The following is a 16421-nucleotide window of genomic DNA, read 5'->3' on the forward strand; positions in this document are numbered from 1 at the left end:
CCACAATGTAAAAGGAGGGAGTAAAGTAAGCTTCCTCCTTTTTTTGTATTATTATGTCTAGTCCTGAAATATCGATACACAAAAGAATCGTTATGAAAGAAGACCAAGGATCAGATTATGTAAAACGAACGCAGAAGGATTATTCTCTATCCTTTAAATTGGGAGTTGTCCAGGAAGTAGAGTGTGGTATTAGAATATATAACACTTGTAGACCTTATTACTCTTGTTTTATGAAAACTCCAAAACAGATGCATCAGCATCAGGAAATCAGAATAAAAACAAATATCCCAGCAAATATGTGTTTGCTTGCTGGGATATAATTATTGTTTATTTTAGTCTAAAACCTGTATCGGTTATTTAGGACTAGTCATTACTAATTGTTTTTTGTAGTAGTATGAGTCTTTCAGTGTATTCAAACAGGTGTTTAGAAAGTATCACTTCCATTGCGTAAGCTCATAAGCTGCTTCCCAGAAATAGTATTCCATACGTGAAGCAGTGACAAAAGCCTCCGTCATTCTTTTCCGGATTTCAGGAGTCGTATTTTCAGCTGCGATATCACAAATTCGAATCGCATTTTGAACGGACGCAGCAAACTCTTCGCCGCCATAGGTATCAATCCAGCGTTGGTAGGGGTTTCCTGTTTTTTGTTCCTGGCTGAGAATGTGATCGCCTACCTTCTTGTAAATCCAGAAACAGGGAAGAGTTGCGGCCATGGCTACCTCCACGGGTTCAAAGGCTGCGGTACTTTTCAAAAAATGAACATAATGATGACACACAGGCTGTAAGGTGCCCCGGTCTGTTACAGCAAAATCCTCAAAATAGGATTCATGAAGTGCGTTTTCCACAACAATTGCTGACTCTCCGAAGCGGATATAAGTCAGGGCTTCCTCAATAGCAAAAGCTTTTGCTCCAATGAGTGCCAGTGTTCTTCCAAAGTGTTCCAGATAAAGAGAGTCCTGCGCCATATAAAAACGAAATTTCTCTTTAGGAAGACTCCCGTTTGTCAATTCGGTGATAAATGGCATCTTCAGAATAGATGCGTATTTCTCTTCGATTGTTTTCCATGCGTTTTCAGACCAATTCATGTTTAATTAGTTTTTGAGGGTTAAAAAAGTGATTCAGGGGACCATTGCCCTTACCGGTTTGTACATCCCTTCCGTGTTTGATGGCTTCATAGACATAGTTCTGTGCCAGCTCTACAGAGGAGTAAAGATCTTTTTCCTGTGCGATATAAGAAGCAATAGCAGAAGAAAGCGTGCAGCCTGATCCGTGTGTGTTTTGCGTAGCAAACTTTTCCGCATGAAACGCATGGAAGTTATGATCCTGATCCAGAAAAAGAGAAGTGATCGTCTGGGTTTCTTGATGACCACCTTTCAACAGGATGCTGTTACAACCCAGGGTTTTGATTCGTTCTCCTGCGGTTCGCATTTCGTCCAGTGTTTTTACTTCCATTCCGGCTAGAATAGCCGCTTCATCCATATTAGGAGTAATAACAGAAGCGACTGGAAACAACTGCTGAACAATAGTGGAGATGGTTTCTTCTTCAATCAAACGATGACCGCTGGTGGCGACCATAACAGGATCAAAGACAATCGGTACTTTTTTATACTTCCCCAGTGTCTTTACTATCGTTTCGACGAGTTCGGGAGTATGTACCATGCCTATTTTAATTGCATCGGGAAACACATCGTCAAGGATTGCTTCGATCTGATCGGAAACAGCCTCAACAGGGATGGGATAAATTTTTCGTACTCCTGTGGTGTTTTGAACCGGGAGCGCAGTTAGTACAGAAGTTGCATAGCAACCTAACGCCGAAATTGTTTTCATATCGGCTTGTATGCCGGCTCCTCCGCTACCGTCAAATCCGGCAATGGTCAGGACGGAAGGATATCTGTATGTTTTCATTTTACAAGTTCATTTTTTAACGTGTACGCCGCTTTTTGAGGATCGTGAGCACTGCAGATAGCTGATACGACGGCAATACAGTCAGCGCCTGCCTGTATAACCTCCCGGGCATTACCCGCATGTATATTGCCGATAGCGACTAATGGTTTTTCAGTCAATTGTCGTATGGATGCAATGCCTTTGAGTCCCCATTCCGTAACAGTATCCGTTTTAGTAGGCGTACTAAATACGGGACTAATGCCCAGATAATCCGAGGCGGTAACCTGTTCGTTCTGCAATTGATCCAGGTATTCAATGGAGTAACCGACAAGTTTTGTACGATCCTGCCATTGTTCCCGGATTACTGTAGGAGGCGTATCAGTATTTCCTACGTGTATTCCGGCAGCGTCTGCCTGCATAGCAACGGAGGCATTGTCATTGATAAGCAGGGGGACAGCGTATTTTTCTGTCAGCTCCCGGAGTTGGAGTGCTTTTTTAAGGAAGACTTCCTGAGAACAGTTTTTTTCTCGTAACTGGATCAGGTCCACACCTCCCAGAATAGCCTGTTCAGCTACGTGCAGAAAATTTCGCCCATTACAATCTGCTTCCGAGATAACGAGATACAACTGATAGGGAAACTGCCTGAGCGGAATCACTGCTTTTCAATTTTGATCCGGGAATAAAACTCTTCTTCGGTAAGATTATACAACTTATCGATGAGGTGTTGCTGCAAACTTCCCGGTCCTTTGGACTGTTGTTCTGCCAGTTCTCCGGCTATTCCGATAAGCGCCATCGCAGCTGCTGTTGCTTCTGTTTTATCTGCTGTTATTCCGATGAATGCTCCGATTAACGCAGATGCAGTGCACCCCAGCCCGGTCACTTTGGTCATCAGTGGGTGACCGTTACGGATCAAAATCGTTTGTGAACCGTCCGTAATGATATCCGTAGCACCGGAAATACAAACGATGGATGGGGAGTGTTTGACAATCGTCATTGCAGCAGCTACTGCTTCATTGCTTTCAGCTGTGCTGTCGACTCCTTTGGTTCGGGTAGAATTTGCCTTTGCCAACGCAATAATTTCAGAAGCGTTTCCACGGATAACCGTTGGGCGGAATTGCAGGAGTTGTTGTAACACAGTGTCTCTAAAAGGTGTGGCTCCCGCACCAACAGGGTCCAGTATCCAGGGTTTCCCTTGCGTATGTGCCGCTTCTGCGGCCATAAGCATAGCTTCTGACCAGTATTCGTCTAGTGTTCCGATATTGATAACTAACGAATGTGCAAGTGCTGCCATATCCTGTACCTCCGACTTGGCATGCGCCATAACCGGAGAAGCTCCCGCGGCAAGAAGTGCATTTGCCGTAGTATTCATGACTACATAATTCGTGATATTGTGTACAAGAGGAGCGGTTGCTTTTAACGTTTGAATGTGTTTCCAGAGAATTTTTTCCATTGTCATTGTTTTTACATAAAATGCTTTAGGAAATCTGAAAACAAAAGAAAACACATCCGTAAAGATGTCGTTTGCTTTTCCCTACGTCGGTGTGAGCCGCATCAGGTTCAAAGGGACTCTCTCAATTCTTTTCAGAATACCCCCAAAGCGCATACAAATATAGCTAATTCAGAATGGAAACCACAAAAATACCCTGTAGCGTATGAATCAGATGCTTTTATATGTCGGATCGTTACTTTTTGATGTGGAATAGACAACATTCGGGAATAAAAAATGCTCCCTGATTATGGACAAGGAGCAACCCAAATGTTTTCACAACGGAATAATCCTTATTGTGAATTGCTTCAAATTCAGTCCTCCAAATATGAATATTATAATTGTGAAAAGCAAAAATATTTTGTGATTATTCTAGTATTAGTTAATAATAACCAGCCTATTGGTGAACGTAGTTGCAGCGTTTTTTAAATTTATTCTAATAAGGTAAATGCCTGGAGTTATATTTTCTGTTGTGATTCTGTGACTAGAATTACTGAATACGATTTCCTGTTTAAGAACAACCTGACCTAAGTAGTTTATTAGCTCTACCTGCACCAGATCTTCTGTTGATACATTAATGAAGAAGAACTTTTCTGCTGTAGGATTGGGGTAAATACTATATTCTATTTTTTGTTGTTTGACATCACTGATCTGATCTAGAGCTAGTAGAGTTACACAATTGGCTGTAATAAAATTAGAAGAGGAACCCGTTAAAGAAAAGTTCTTAAGTAGTCCTGACTGTCCTCCTGTAACTTCATTGATTAAGGTTGTTTCATTTGAATTGTCTCCTCCTGCAATTCCTTGATTAAATCGATAGTACGCGAGTAGTCCGTTTTGATAAGAGGGAATTTCTGTATGCATAAATTCTGTTAAGTGTGAAGGACTGACTTCTCTGTCCCAAATTCTGCATTCTTCAAGCTTCCCTTTGAAAAAATCAGTAGGAGTATATCCGGGAGGGTCATATTCCTGACCGAGACTAAAACGATCGGTAGCTTCAAAAGCTAAAAGTTTTACCGTACTTCCCTGAAGATTACCATCTATATAGAGTTTGGATAATCCGTTGTTATATGTCCATGCTATGTGGTGACATTTTCCATCAAATACATCTGTTGATCCAACTATTTTATAGTAGGAACCTCCAGAAGGAATATTGAGAGTAACGGAATTACTGGTAAAATCTTCCGGTCCGGAAAGCCGTAAAACGAAACGATGTAGTTGGTTTCCGACATTATTGCTGTTACCGGAAAAAATCATTCCGTAATCCGATGCCTGAGCAACATCAGGTTTTATCCAGATTTCGAAAGAAAATTCATCCCGCCCTTGCATAAAGGAGGCAATGGAGGTCAGATCGACATAATCATCAGTTCCGTCAAAGTGCAGTGCTGTATTCTGAGAATAGCTTGTTGATAGAAAGCAAAATACCGTTGATAATAAAATCAGAAAGAATTTCATAGCAAGTTTGTTTGTTGGATACAGAGTATCAGGAAAATGAATTTAGCGTCAAAGGAAATAAGAAAAATGGAATCAACCAAGAAAATACTGGTGTAAAAAGAGACAAAAAAACGGGGGAAGTATTCCCCCGTTTTTGGCTTCTATTCTTACTTATTGAAAAAAATTAATGATTAACAACCAGTTTTTTTACAAGAAGTTGATTTGAGTTTTTCAGATAAATTCGGACAAAATAAATACCATTGATCAGATTTTCGGTCTCAATTCTTTTACTGTCGTGATCGAAATTAAACTCTTGCTTGAGTAAAATCTGACCGGAGCTATTTAGTACCTGAATTTGAGCCAGCTCTTTTTCAGGTAAACTGATATAGAAAAAGTTGTCTGCCGGATTAGGATATAATGACGCATCTACAGAGTTTAATGTGTTCATTTGTGTTTCTGCTAAAGCACTCTTGGAAACAATTTTACACATAACCTGAACAAAATTTGAGGTGCTACCTATTAAACCGAAATTATGAAGTGTCCCGGATTGACTAGGATTAACCGTGTTATTTAACGATGTTTCGCCACTATTGTTTCCTCCTGAAATTCCCTGGTTGAATTGGAAGTATGCTTCAAGACCGGAGCTGGCAGGAGAAATTTCCATATTCATGAAACTAGTAATTTGTGTAGAGCTGATTTCATGATCCCAAATTCTGCATTCATCCATACTGCCTTTGAAGAAATCGGAAGGAGTGAAGCCAGGAGGATCAAATTCTTGTCCAAGACTGAATCGGTCTGTCAATTCAAAAACAAGAGTCCTGTTCATTGTACCTTGCAGAATACCATCGATATACAAACGTGAAGTACCATTGTTATATGTCCATGCTACATGATGACATTTCCCATCCATTACATTGGTGGTTCCGGTTAATTTGTGGAAAAATCCGCCAGAAGGAATATTAAGAACAACAGAGTTGCTGACAATATCTTCATCTCCGGAAAGTCGTAAAACAAAACGGTGCAATAACTCTGATTCAGAATCACTGTTGGCAGAAAAAATCATTCCATAAGGTGCTGTTTGTGGAAGGTCTGGTTTAATCCATACTTCGAATGAAAACTCTGTTCGTCCTGTCATAAAGTATGAAATAGAAGAAGTAAGATCTACATAGTCATTAACTCCATCAAAGTGTAGAGCATTTTTGGAGCTTGTTATGGATGAAATACAACAATTCGGATCAATAAAGTTGGAAGAACTACCTGCTAGAGTAAAGTTAGTTAATGTCCCCGACTGATGAGCATTTACAGAGTTGATTAAGTGTGTTTCAGTTGAGTTATTACCTCCTGGAATACCTTGATTACATTGGAAGTAGGCAAATAAACCACTATAGGTAGGTGAGATTTCCGTATTCATCAGATTAGAGATCTGCGTAGAACTTATGGCGTTGTCCCAGATTCTGCATTCATCAATACTTCCTTTAAAGAAGTCCGAAGGAGTATATCCTGGAGGATCAAATTCCTGTCCCAGGCTATATTTGTCAGTTGATTGAAAACTTAATGACCGAATCATACTTCCCTGTAGAACTCCGTCGATGTACAAACGAGAGGTGTCATTATTATAAGTCCATGCTATATGGTGACATTCTCCATCCATTACATTGGTTGTTCCCGTCAGCTTATAAGAAGAACCACTCCAAGGGATATTTAATGTAACAGAGTTTGTTACAGCATCACCAGCTCCTGATAAACGTAATACAAAGCGATGTAATTGATTGGTATTACTATTGGCAGAGAAGATCATCCCGTAAGGATTGTTTTGGACAGCGTCCGGTTTTATCCATGTTTCGAAAGAAAATTCAGTTCTTCCTGTCATAAAAGAAGCAAGAGGCGCTGTAATATCAACATAATCATTTACACCATCAAAGTGTAGTGCATTTCTTGGGGCTTCAGTGTAGTTCGAGACGCAGCAAGAACCTTCAATAAAGTTGGAAGAGCTACCGGTTAATGAAAAATTGTGAAGAGTACCTGACGAACTTATGTCAACCGCATTGATAAGTTGTGTTTCACTGGTGTTGTTTCCTCCGGGGGTACCCTGATTGCACTGGAAATAAGCAAAAAGACCAGTGTGTGTAGGAAGAATTTCTGTATGCATAAGGTCGGAGATCTGCGTAGAACTTATAGCGTTGTCCCAGATTCTGCATTCATCAATACTTCCTTTAAAGAAGTCCGAAGGAGTATATCCTGGAGGATCAAATTCCTGTCCCAGGCTATATTTGTCAGTTGATTGAAAACTTAGTGACTGAATCATAGTACCCTGAAGTACACCGTCAATATACAGGCGAGAGGTATCTTTGTTATATGTCCATGCAATATGATGGCATTCTCCGTCCATTACATTGGTTGTTCCCGTAAGTTTATAAGAAGTTCCCCCTACAGGAATGTTAAGCGTTATTGTATTGCTGGTAGCATCACCAGCTCCTGATAAACGTAATACAAAGCGGTGTAATTGATTGGTGTTACTATTGGCAGAGAAGATCATCCCGTATGGAGCATTCTGAACCACATCTGGTTTTATCCAGGTTTCAAAAGAGAAAGCGTTGCGTCCCGTCATAAACGAGGCTAGAGGAGTAGTAATGTCAACATAATCATTAACTCCGTCAAAATGTAATGTGTTGTTTTGGGATTGACCTTTGTTCCAGACAAAAAGGGTTACCACAGCCAAAAAAAGAATCTTTTTTCTCATCGTATAAAAAGTAAGTTAAACAATTAATGGTTTCAGCAAGGTTTCTTCTGAACCAAAGAAAGGAATAAAATAGCAGGCTTCCAAAATTAAATCTTCATCAACAGCGTAATCAGGTTACGTTATAAAATATGTTTATATAGTATAAATGTGTAAAGAATGAATTTGTAGATGGTAGATAGTACTCAATCTAATTCAAAAAAATAGTATATTGAAGCCGTTTTTGAAAAAGAGCTAAACCACTTTCGAAACAAAAAGAAGAACTACGAAAACATACGATAGCATGAAAAAGATATTAGGACTGGATTTGGGGACTACTTCCATTGGCTTTGCTTATATAAAAGAAGCCGAAAACGATAAAGAAACTTCTTCTATTGAAAAAATTGGAGTCCGTGTAAATCCGCTTACAGTAGACGAGCAAACCAATTTTGAAAAAGGTAAAAGTATTACCACAAATGCTGAGCGAACGCTTAAACGTGGAGCAAGAAGAAATCTTGACCGCTACCAAGATAGAAGAAAAAAATTGATTGCAGTATTACTGAAATCCAATTTGATTTCAGATGAATCCGTACTTAGTGAAAATGGTAAAAATACTACACACCAAACGTGGGAACTAAGAGCGAAGTCTGTTGATGAAAAAATACAAAAAGAAGAGTTGGCTCGGGTATTTTTGGCAATTAACAAAAAACGCGGTTACAAAAGTAGTCGCAAAGCCAAAAACGAAGATGAGGGGCAAATTATTGACGGAATGGCAGTTGCCAAGCAACTTTATGAAGAAAAAAGGACTCCCGGACAATTGGTTTTTCAGCGATTGATGGAGGGCAAAAAATCCATTCCCGATTTTTATCGCTCCGATTTACAGGTGGAATTTGACAGGGTCTGGAATGTTCAGAAACAATTTTATCCTGAAATTCTTACCGATGAATTTTACAAAACCCTGCAAGGGAAAGGACAAAGGGCGACTTCGGCTGCGTTTTGGAGTACACACCAATTTAATACTGCGGATATTAAAGACTTGGAAGAAAGCCTGAAAAATGAGCAAACCATCAAACTAAATAAGCGAGAACAGAAAAAATTACAAGCCTACAAATGGCGGAATGATGCTGTTTCCAAACAACTGGAAAAAGAAGAAATGGCTTATGTCATCACGGAAATCAACAATAACTTGAACAATTCGAGTGGTTATCTTGGAGCTATTTCAGACCGAAGTAAAGAGTTGTATTTCAACAAAGAAACTATTGGGCAAAACCTGTTTAAACAGCTAGAAGAAAATCCGCATACACGATTGAAAAATCAGGTGTTTTACCGCCAAGATTATTTGGACGAGTTTAAAGCGATTTGGAAAGAACAATCCAAACATCATTCGGAATTGACAGACGAATTAAAAACCGAAATTAGGGACATAATCATCTTTTACCAAAGAAAACTGAAATCTCAGAAAGGCTTAATCAGTTTTTGTGAACTTGAGTCGCAGGAAAAAATCATTGTTTCGACAGGCTCAACAACCCAAAAGAAAACCATTGGTTTGCGTGTAGCCCCAAAATCTTCGCCTTTGTTTCAGGAGTTTAAGATTTGGCAAAGCCTGAACAATGTTTTGGTCAAGAAAAAAGGGAGTAAGAAAAGAACTGTTAAAAAACAGGACAACCGGACCGAATTGTTAGAAAAAGAAATTTTTGAGCTCGATTTAGAAGCCAAGGAATTACTGTTTGAAGAATTGAACCTTAAAGGTAATTTAAAAGTCAATAGAATCATCGAATTGTTAGGGTATAAACCTACCGATTGGTCAATGAATTATTCTGAATTAGAAGGCAACCGAACCAATCAGGTACTCTACAATGCTTATTTGAAAATTTTGGAAATTGAAGGATATGACGAAGAGCTGCTTAAACTCTCCAACAAAGACGAAATCAATATCGCCGATTTAAAAACGCCAGCCAATGAAATCAAAACAATGGTAAAATCAATTTTTGAAGTGCTGGATATTGATACAAAAATTCTTGATTTTGATGCAGAACTGGAGGGAAAAGATTTTGAAAAACAAGCCTCTTATCAATTATGGCATTTGCTGTATTCGTATGAAGGGGATGATTCGCCTAGCGGAAATGAAAAGCTGTACGAGCTGTTGGAAAAGAAATTTGGTTTCAAGAGAGAACATGGTCAGATTTTGGCTAATATTAGCTTATCTGATGATTACGGAAACCTTTCAACCAAAGCGATGCGAAAAGTTTATCCGTTTCTAAAAGAAAACAATTATAGTACAGCTTGTGAGTTGGCAGGATACCGACATTCCAAACATTCATTAACCAAAGAAGAACTTGAAAATCGCCCATTAGAGAATACCTTGGAGCTTCTGAAAAAAAACAGTTTACGAAACCCTGTGGTGGAAAAAATTCTCAATCAGGTGGTAAATGTGGTTAATACCTTGATTGAAGAAAACAGTCAAAAAGACGAAAACGGAAAAATCACAGACTACTTTAAATTTGATGAAATCCGTATTGAATTGTCTCGTGAATTAAAGAAAAACGCTGAAGAACGGGCGGAAATGACCGCAGGAATAAATAAAGCAAAAATAGCTCACGAAAAGATTTTTAAATTGTTGCAAACCGAATTTGGCATTAAAAATCCAACCCGAAACGATATTATCCGCTATCGACTATACGAAGAATTAAAAAGCAACGGTTACAAGGATTTATACACAAACACCTATATCCCAAGAGAGAAAGTGTTCTCAAAAGAAGTAGATATTGAGCACATCATTCCACAATCAAGATTGTTTGACGATAGTTTTTCCAATAAAACCATCACCTACCGTAAAGATAACTTAGAAAAAGGAAATAAAACAGCTTACGACTATATAGAAAGTAAGTTTGGTGAGCAAGGAATTGAAGCTTACAAAGAGAGAATTGAAAAGATTTATCAAGAAAAAGAGAACGGAATTTCTAAAGCCAAATACCAAAAATTGCTTAAAAAGGAATCTGAAATCGGCGACGGATTTATACAACGGGACTTGAGAGACAGCCAATATATTGCCAAGAAGGCGAAAGAAATGTTGTTCAAAATTAGTCGTTCGGTGGTTTCTACTTCGGGAAGCGTTACGGATAGACTTCGAGAAGATTGGAACTTAATCAACGTGATGAAAGAACTGAATCTTCCGAAATATAGAAGTTTGGGGATGACCAAAATGGAGGAGCGTAAATTCGGACAAAAAGTAGAAGTGATTAAAGATTGGACAAAAAGAAATGACCATCGTCATCACGCTATGGATGCGTTGACGGTAGCTTTTACCAAACACAACCACATTCAGTATTTGAATTATTTGAATGCCCGGAAAAACGAAAACCACAAATTACACGGTAATATCATTGCTATTGAAAATTTGGAAACCGAGATAAAAATGGAAGACAACGGGAACAAAAAACGGGTTTTTAAAGAACCCATTCCTAATTTCCGTCAGGTCGCCAAAGAACATTTGGAAAATGTCTTGATTTCACATAAAGCAAAAAACAAAGTAGTTACCAAAAACAAGAATAAAACTAAAACTAAAAACGGAGAAAAGATAAAAATCGAGTTAACTCCAAGAGGGCAATTGCACAAAGAATCGGTTTATGGGAAATATCATTATTACGAGAGCAAAGAGGAAAAAATCAGTGCCAAGTTTGATGAGAAAACGATAAACAAAGTTGCCAATCCGCTATATAAAAAATTGCTTTTGGAAAGATTATCAGCTAATGGCAACGACCCGAAAAAAGCGTTTTCAGGAAAAAATTCTGTAAGCAAACAACCTATTTATTTAGATGAATCAAAAAGAAATAGACTACCCGAAAAGGTAAAACTGGTTTGGTTGGAAGAAGATTATTCTATCCGAAAAGACATTACACCCGACAATTTCAAAGATGAGAAACTAATTGACAAAATTTTGGACGAAGGTGTAAAAAGAGCATTAAAAAACCGATTAAAACAATTTGATAACGATCCGAAAAAAGCCTTTTCAGATTTAGACAAAAATCCGATTTGGCTGAACAAAGAAAAAGGAATTTCGATTAAGCGGGTTACTATAAGCGGAGTGAAAAATGCCGAGCCTTTGCATTACAAAAAAGACCATTTAGGCAATTTTATTTTAGATAGAAAGGGAGATGAAATTCCTGTCAATTTTGTAAGTACAGGGAATAATCACCACGTAGCAGTTTATAAAGTACCTGTTTTGGACAAAAATAACCAACCGAAATTGGATGAAAATGGCGAACCGAAATATGAATTACAAGAAAATGTAGTTTCGTTTTTTGAGGCAGTTGAGCGAGTAAATCAAGGTTTACCTATAATTGATAAAAACTATAATCAACATTTGGGGTGGCAGTTTTTGTTTACGATGAAACAAAACGAAATGTTTGTTTTCCCGAATGAAAAGTCAGGATTTAATCCGAATAAAATTGATTTGATAGACCCAAAAAATAAAAAGGAGATAAGTCCGAATTTGTTTAGGGTGCAGAAGTTAGCAACGAAGAATTATTTTTTCAGGCATCATTTAGAAACCACAGTTGAGACACCGAAGGAATTGACAGGTGTAACTTACAAACCCCAATTGGGTTTAAATGGAATAGTAGGAATTGTCAAAGTCCGTGTCAATCATCTTGGGGATATTGTAGGTGTTGGGGAATATTAAGAATAACTGATTGGTTTCGGAGATTTGTAACCATTTTTTGTGGTAAACGTATTGTAAATCAAATCAATACTGCTTATACAATGATCAAACGAACCCTGCACTTTGGTAATCCGACGTATTTGAATACGCGGAATGAACAATTGGTTGTCAACTATCCGGAGAAGGACAGTGTATCGAAAACCGTTCCGATTGAAGACCTGGGCGTGATTGTACTGGAACACGCGCAAATTACGATCAGTAACGCCTTGATGAGTAAACTGATGCTGAATAATGTAGTGGTGGTGCATTGTAACCCGCAACACATGCCACAGTCGATGACGCTTTCTTTATACGGTCATTCTGAGTTTAACGAACGGATCCGACAGCAACTGACGGCCAGTGTACCTCTCAAAAAGAACCTCTGGCAACAAACGGTGGAACGTAAGATTACGAACCAGCTCGCTTACCTGAGGAGTACAGGATATGCCACAAAAAAAGAACTGGATAAACTGACGGATTTGTCGCGAACGGTGCTTTCGGGGGATACACAAAACAATGAAGGGCAGGCAGCAGCGATCTATTGGAATACAATATTCGGGATAGAAGGCTTTACCCGCGGAAGAAAAGAAGGAACGCCGAACAATCTGTTAAATTACGGATACGCTATTCTGAGGGCAGTTTGTGCCCGTGCAATTGTAGGAAGCGGCTTGTTGCCGGGGTATGGTATTTTTCATGCAAACAAGTACAATGCGTATTGCCTGGCGGATGATATCATGGAGCCGTATCGCCCGTATGTAGATACCGTTGTGGGGGACCTGGTAAAAGAGGGGGCGGTACAGAGTGATTTAACTCCGGAACTGAAACGGCGCTTACTGATGATCCCGGCTCTGGATGTGGTAATTGAGGGCAAAAAAAGTCCTCTGTTGGTTGCTATGAGCCGGACAACAAGTTCCCTGAGTGATTGTTTTGCGGGGATCAGCAGAAAAATAAACTATCCCGATTATGGCAGCGGATCGGTACAGTCGGCTTAATCAATATCGTGCCATGTGGGTAATGGTCTTGTTTGACCTCCCGACAGAAAGCAAGAAAGAGCGAAAAGTAGCTGCCAGATTTCGCAAGACCTTGCTGGATGACGGGTTTACGATGTTCCAGTTTTCGATTTATCTGAGGTTTTGCGCCAGCCGTGAAAATGCAGAGGTACACATCCGGCGTGTGAAGAACATATTGCCGGAGAAAGGCAAAATAGGGATTCTGCATATTACCGACAAACAGTTCGGAATGATGGAAATCTTTTACGGTATAAAAAAAGAAGAAATTCAGAGTCCTGCTCAGCAGTTGGAATTGTTTTAGAGAACGGAAAACATCATCTGTTCGAAAAAAAGGATTCAACAACAGAATCGAAAAAATACAACAGAACAGAAGAGAGGAAGAGAAACGGATACATTTTTTGAATGCTATTCAATGAAAGAATCCACAGGATATCAGCCCGTTAACCGGGGGTATCCTGTGAATCCTCACTAAATGTACTGACTTTGAAGCAATTCACAACCCAGACAGGGAGTTGTTTGGGAAACAAGCTCCTGTGAATCCTCACTAAATGTACTGACTTTGAAGCAATTCACAACAATCTTATAGCTATCTTCATAAGCTTCTATCCTGTGAATCCTCACTAAATGTACTGACTTTGAAGCAATTCACAACTGATTATAAAATAGGCATTGCATCTTATTCCCTGTGAATCCTCACTAAATGTACTGACTTTGAAGCAATTCACAACGAAACGTGATTTTAAAATTGAAAACCTGTCCCTGTGAATCCTCACTAAATGTACTGACTTTGAAGCAATTCACAACAACACACTTACCCGACATTAGAATCTCATTCCTGTGAATCCTCACTAAATGTACTGACTTTGAAGCAATTCACAACATAATTTGAGCTTTGAATTAGCAGGTCGTGCCTGTGAATCCTCACTAAATGTACTGACTTTGAAGCAATTCACAACTATTAGTACATAGTGTAACATGGTGTAGTGCCTGTGAATCCTCACTAAATGTACTGACTTTGAAGCAATTCACAACTAGGATGATAAACGCCATTAAATGTGAAAACCTGTGAATCCTCACTAAATGTACTGACTTTGAAGCAATTCACAACATAACGATACAAAGGTAACAGTTTATTCTTCCTGTGAATCCTCACTAAATGTACTGACTTTGAAGCAATTCACAACACCAAGCTCGATATGATTTGAAAAGAAAAACCTGTGAATCCTCACTAAATGTACTGACTTTGAAGCAATTCACAACAATCCAGATAACGTCGTAATGATCGTGAGGCCTGTGAATCCTCACTAAATGTACTGACTTTGAAGCAATTCACAACATAGGACGAAAGCGTAACGGTGTAGGTAATCCTGTGAATCCTCACTAAATGTACTGACTTTGAAGCAATTCACAACAATCCAGATAACGTCGTAATGATCGTGAGGCCTGTGAATCCTCACTAAATGTACTGACTTTGAAGCAATTCACAACTCTAAAGAAGTCGGTAGAAATTGTACTGAGCCTGTGAATCCTCACTAAATGTACTGACTTTGAAGCAATTCACAACTATATCCTGACACTTGTTTTTTCTAAGTTCCCTGTGAATCCTCACTAAATGTACTGACTTTGAAGCAATTCACAACATCATATAGTTTGCAAAAAGTTCTTCAGTACCTGTGAATCCTCACTAAATGTACTGACTTTGAAGCAATTCACAACACCCGTCTTATCATACTTCGGAATCCCTTCCCTGTGAATCCTCACTAAATGTACTGACTTTGAAGCAATTCACAACACACTTAGAATTCAACCTGTAACAGCTCTCCCTGTGAATCCTCACTAAATGTACTGACTTTGAAGCAATTCACAACGTTAGATGCCGTGAATAAATTCCTACCGGACCTGTGAATCCTCACTAAATGTACTGACTTTGAAGCAATTCACAACGTCCCCGGTAATATTGTATAACCAGTATACCCTGTGAATCCTCACTAAATGTACTGACTTTGAAGCAATTCACAACTACAACCCGTATCACCGAAGATTATGTTTTCCTGTGAATCCTCACTAAATGTACTGACTTTGAAGCAATTCACAACGGAACCGATGCAAACGAAAAGCTCAGGCGACCTGTGAATCCTCACTAAATGTACTGACTTTGAAGCAATTCACAACGATAGGAGCGGTTGTAATTGTATTGATCGTCCTGTGAATCCTCACTAAATGTACTGACTTTGAAGCAATTCACAACAAACAAAATGGAACTGCGAGATATTGGAGTCCTGTGAATCCTCACTAAATGTACTGACTTTGAAGCAATTCACAACCAATAGAAAGTTCCCTTCTAATCGTAAGAACCTGTGAATCCTCACTAAATGTACTGACTTTGAAGCAATTCACAACCGTTGTAATCGTCAGATGTCTCCAGTTGCCCCTGTGAATCCTCACTAAATGTACTGACTTTGAAGCAATTCACAACAACTGTTCAACTACAATACTTTCAAGTCACCCTGTGAATCCTCACTAAATGTACTGACTTTGAAGCAATTCACAACCCATGAAAAATTTACTATTCGCTATTCTAGCCTGTGAATCCTCACTAAATGTACTGACTTTGAAGCAATTCACAACAGTCCGTCGACGAGTACGTGTAACTCGAGCCCTGTGAATCCTCACTAAATGTACTGACTTTGAAGCAATTCACAACATTTAGCGACTTTTTTGGAGTTCGCTGCGACCTGTGAATCCTCACTAAATGTACTGACTTTGAAGCAATTCACAACACAGTGATGTGTTTTCAATCAGTAGGCGGGCCTGTGAATCCTCACTAAATGTACTGACTTTGAAGCAATTCACAACACACTGCGGCAACTGATCTATTCAGTGTGCCTGTGAATCCTCACTAAATGTACTGACTTTGAAGCAATTCACAACACTATTGTAATCAGGCTGTAATCGGTTGTCCCTGTGAATCCTCACTAAATGTACTGACTTTGAAGCAATTCACAACGCGTAACCGTTTTCTATCATCATTAATCCGCCTGTGAATCCTCACTAAATGTACTGACTTTGAAGCAATTCACAACATCGTAGCAGCATATAATGAAGGTAAACTACCTGTGAATCCTCACTAAATGTACTGACTTTGAAGCAATTCACAACATAGGACGAAAGCGTAACGGTGTAGGTAATCCTGTG

10 protein-coding genes, 1 CRISPR repeat array and 1 riboswitch are annotated in these 16421 nt (G+C 39.0%); of the genes, 4 read left to right on the top strand and 6 right to left on the bottom strand.

Annotation, left to right across the window (positions count from 1 at the left end; genetic code table 11):
* Positions 1–434: 434 nt before the first annotated feature.
* The 5 genes from ABDZ97_RS05120 to ABDZ97_RS05140 form a co-directional block, all read right to left on the bottom strand.
* Positions 435–1085: a TenA family protein gene (locus ABDZ97_RS05120; RefSeq protein WP_343785494.1), complete on the bottom strand. Its 651-nt coding sequence runs from the start codon at positions 1083–1085 to the stop codon at positions 435–437.
* Complete coding sequence (gene thiD / locus ABDZ97_RS05125; RefSeq protein WP_343785495.1) at positions 1072–1905, bottom strand: bifunctional hydroxymethylpyrimidine kinase/phosphomethylpyrimidine kinase; 834 nt, start codon at positions 1903–1905, stop codon at positions 1072–1074. The genes ABDZ97_RS05120 and thiD overlap by 14 nt, the downstream gene beginning before the upstream one ends.
* Positions 1902–2540: a thiamine phosphate synthase gene (gene thiE, locus ABDZ97_RS05130; protein ID WP_343785496.1), complete on the bottom strand. Its 639-nt coding sequence runs from the start codon at positions 2538–2540 to the stop codon at positions 1902–1904. Before thiE ends, thiD begins: the two co-directional genes overlap by 4 nt.
* Entirely contained in the window at positions 2537–3340 is an 804-nt protein-coding gene (gene thiM / locus ABDZ97_RS05135) for a hydroxyethylthiazole kinase (RefSeq protein WP_343785497.1), read from the bottom strand. The genes thiE and thiM overlap by 4 nt, the downstream gene beginning before the upstream one ends.
* Positions 3341–3395: 55 nt before the next feature.
* Positions 3396–3488, bottom strand: a riboswitch (TPP riboswitch).
* Between the two features lie 260 nt (positions 3489–3748).
* Positions 3749–4822, bottom strand: coding sequence for a LamG-like jellyroll fold domain-containing protein (locus ABDZ97_RS05140; protein WP_343785498.1), 1074 nt, complete (start codon positions 4820–4822; stop codon positions 3749–3751).
* A gap of 11 nt (positions 4823–4833) precedes the next feature.
* Between ABDZ97_RS05140 and ABDZ97_RS05145 the strand changes: the two genes are divergently transcribed.
* On the top strand, positions 4834–4989 hold the full coding sequence (locus tag ABDZ97_RS05145; RefSeq protein ID WP_343785499.1) for a hypothetical protein: 156 nt from the start codon (positions 4834–4836) through the stop codon (positions 4987–4989).
* Here the strand turns inward: ABDZ97_RS05145 and ABDZ97_RS05150 are convergent.
* Positions 4986–7541, bottom strand: a complete 2556-nt coding sequence (locus ABDZ97_RS05150) for a T9SS type A sorting domain-containing protein (protein WP_343785500.1) — start codon at positions 7539–7541, stop codon at positions 4986–4988. The two genes, ABDZ97_RS05145 and ABDZ97_RS05150, sit on opposite strands and share 4 nt — an antisense overlap.
* A gap of 280 nt (positions 7542–7821) precedes the next feature.
* On the opposite strand from ABDZ97_RS05150, the gene cas9 reads away from it, so the two are divergent.
* From cas9 to cas2, 3 genes are all read left to right on the top strand, one after another.
* Entirely contained in the window at positions 7822–12198 is a 4377-nt protein-coding gene (gene cas9 / locus ABDZ97_RS05155) for a type II CRISPR RNA-guided endonuclease Cas9 (RefSeq protein ID WP_343785501.1), read from the top strand.
* 80 nt (positions 12199–12278) lie between these two features.
* Entirely contained in the window at positions 12279–13208 is a 930-nt protein-coding gene (gene cas1, locus ABDZ97_RS05160; protein ID WP_343785502.1) for a type II CRISPR-associated endonuclease Cas1, read from the top strand.
* Positions 13180–13527, top strand: coding sequence for a CRISPR-associated endonuclease Cas2 (cas2, locus tag ABDZ97_RS05165; protein WP_343785503.1), 348 nt, complete (start codon positions 13180–13182; stop codon positions 13525–13527). The genes cas1 and cas2 overlap by 29 nt, the downstream gene beginning before the upstream one ends.
* 153 nt (positions 13528–13680) lie before the next feature.
* Positions 13681–16385: a CRISPR direct-repeat array (repeat unit 46 nt; unit sequence CCTGTGAATCCTCACTAAATGTACTGACTTTGAAGCAATTCACAAC).
* Positions 16386–16421: the final 36 nt, after the last annotated feature.

Origin of the sequence: Wandonia haliotis, from assembly GCF_039523435.1 — a bacterium.
GTDB classification, from domain to species: domain Bacteria; phylum Bacteroidota; class Bacteroidia; order Flavobacteriales_D; family Crocinitomicaceae; genus Wandonia; species Wandonia haliotis.

Excerpts from the sequence above, each read along its gene's own strand:
- thiD (WP_343785495.1), bottom strand. The coding sequence starts at position 1,905 with ATGAAAACATACAGATATCCTTCCGTCCTGACCATTGCCGGATTTGAC.
- cas1 (WP_343785502.1), top strand. The coding sequence starts at position 12,279 with ATGATCAAACGAACCCTGCACTTTGGTAATCCGACGTATTTGAATACG.
- thiM (WP_343785497.1), bottom strand. The coding sequence starts at position 3,340 with ATGACAATGGAAAAAATTCTCTGGAAACACATTCAAACGTTAAAAGCA.
- cas2 (WP_343785503.1), top strand. The coding sequence starts at position 13,180 with ATGGCAGCGGATCGGTACAGTCGGCTTAATCAATATCGTGCCATGTGG.
- ABDZ97_RS05140 (WP_343785498.1), bottom strand. The coding sequence starts at position 4,822 with ATGAAATTCTTTCTGATTTTATTATCAACGGTATTTTGCTTTCTATCA.
- ABDZ97_RS05150 (WP_343785500.1), bottom strand. The coding sequence starts at position 7,541 with ATGAGAAAAAAGATTCTTTTTTTGGCTGTGGTAACCCTTTTTGTCTGG.
- cas9 (WP_343785501.1), top strand. The coding sequence starts at position 7,822 with ATGAAAAAGATATTAGGACTGGATTTGGGGACTACTTCCATTGGCTTT.
- ABDZ97_RS05120 (WP_343785494.1), bottom strand. The coding sequence starts at position 1,085 with ATGAATTGGTCTGAAAACGCATGGAAAACAATCGAAGAGAAATACGCA.